Origin of the sequence: Rhodopirellula maiorica SM1, from assembly GCF_000346295.1 — a bacterium.
In the GTDB taxonomy this organism is placed as follows: Bacteria; Planctomycetota; Planctomycetia; order Pirellulales; family Pirellulaceae; genus Novipirellula; species Novipirellula maiorica.
This window is the reverse complement of the sequence record NZ_ANOG01000502.1, coordinates 1-1,357: the sequence shown is the minus strand read 5'-3', so window position 1 is coordinate 1,357 and position 1,357 is coordinate 1. Positions and strand designations below refer to the sequence as shown.

1 protein-coding gene is annotated in these 1,357 nt (G+C 56.1%); it reads right to left on the bottom strand.

What is annotated here, in order from left to right; genetic code table 11:
- A partial coding sequence (gene glgP / locus RMSM_RS15975; RefSeq protein ID WP_040767341.1) for an alpha-glucan family phosphorylase occupies window positions 1-1,357 on the bottom strand: 1,357 nt, incomplete at both ends.

Below are 1,357 nucleotides of genomic sequence, written 5' to 3'. Positions count from 1 at the left end.
GCCGAGGGGTGTTGATCCAAACGTCGACGCCTTGTACCAACCGTTCGGCCAACAACATGTCATAGTCCGCTAAAAAGATCACATGCTGGCGAGCCCGCGGTTGCCTAATGAAATCGATCCACTGGCGTATCAATTCCTGTCCCGCACTGTCCGCAGGGTGCGCCTTGCCTGCAATCACCAACTGTACCGGCCGCTGCGTATTGGTTAGTAATCGCAAAAGACGCTCTGGATCATGCAGCAACAAGTTCGGTCGTTTGTACGTCGCAAATCGACGCGCAAAACCGAGCGTCAGAATGTTGGGATCAAATAGATGCTTCGCTGCTTCGATCTCGTCCGCGGCGGACCCTGCGGCGGCCAACTGACGTGACAAACGACTGCGAGCGTAATCAACTAGCGAGTGAGTGGCATCGACGCGGAACTGCCAAAGTTTCTCATCCGAGATACGGCAGATATCAAACTCAAGCGTCTCGCTCGTCCCCAGCCAGCGATCTTTGCCACACATCTGCGTCCAAACCTGGTCCGCCGCAGCCGAATCCCAGCTTGGCATATGGACGCCATTGGTTACATGTCCGACCGGAACTTCGTCCGTGGGCCATTGTGGAAAAAGAGGAGCAAAGATCCGGCGACTTACTTTCCCGTGCAAACGGCTGACAGCATTAACGCTGCCGCTTCCTCGGATCGCCAAGAGGGCCATGTTAAATGGCTCGGACTCATCATTCGGGTTCAGCCGCCCGAGAGCCAGCAAGTCGTGCACCGAGATACCGAGTTTCTGCTCGGCGTAGCGCCGCAGATGTTGCTCGATCATTTCGGGTGAAAAACGATCGAAGCCTGCAGCAACCGCCGTATGGGTGGTAAACAAGTTTCCTGCGCGGGTGACTGCCAACGCAACTTCGAACGGCTGTCCCGATGCATTCATGAACTGCAGAGCTCGCTCCAGCACCGCAAACGCCGCGTGACCTTCATTCAAATGACACACCTCAGGCGTAATCCCGAGCTCGGCAAGCAACCGCCAACCGCCGATCCCGAGTATCAATTCCTGTCTTAGACGCAGCTCGTGCCCGCCGCCGTAAAGTTCGCTGGTGATACCACGATGTGCAGGGAAATTCGCCGCATCGTTGCTGTCCAACAAATACAATTTTACCCGCCCCACCTGAACCTGCCATGCACGCAGCCAAACCGAATAGCCAGGCAGTTCAATCTTCAAACGCAACCACTCGCCATCAGCATCTCGCAACGGACGGATCGGCAATTGCCCCGGATCGTTGTACGGATACATCGCATGCTGGTGCCCTGCGTGATCGAGCGACTGGCGAAAGTAACCCTGTTGATATAACAGCCCCACACCAACAACCGGCAC